Annotated in this window: 1 protein-coding gene; it reads left to right on the top strand. The window is 37.1% G+C overall.

Annotated elements, in window-relative coordinates:
• The coding region (locus M3P09_RS17255; protein WP_249974068.1) for an HYR-like domain-containing protein at window positions 1-294 on the top strand (294 nt) is incomplete at both ends.

The following is a 294-nucleotide window of genomic DNA, read 5'->3' on the forward strand; positions in this document are numbered from 1 at the left end:
AATCAACTGGACTTTTGATGATGGTAATGGAAATTCGATTGTTGTTCCACAAAATGTAATTGTTGATGATACTACTGACCCTACTGCTCCAACGCTTGCAGATTTAACTGGGGAATGTTCTGTAACGGCTACGGCTCCTACGATTACAGACAACTGTAACGGTACTATAATCACAGGAACTACTACTGATCCATTAACGTATACTACTCAAGGAACGTTTGTTATTACTTGGACCTTTGATGATGGTAATGGAAACAGTATTGATGTTGATCAAAATGTAATTGTTGATGATAT

The sequence above is a fragment of the Jejuia spongiicola genome, assembly GCF_023502325.1.
GTDB lineage: Bacteria > Bacteroidota > Bacteroidia > Flavobacteriales > Flavobacteriaceae > Wocania_A > Wocania_A spongiicola.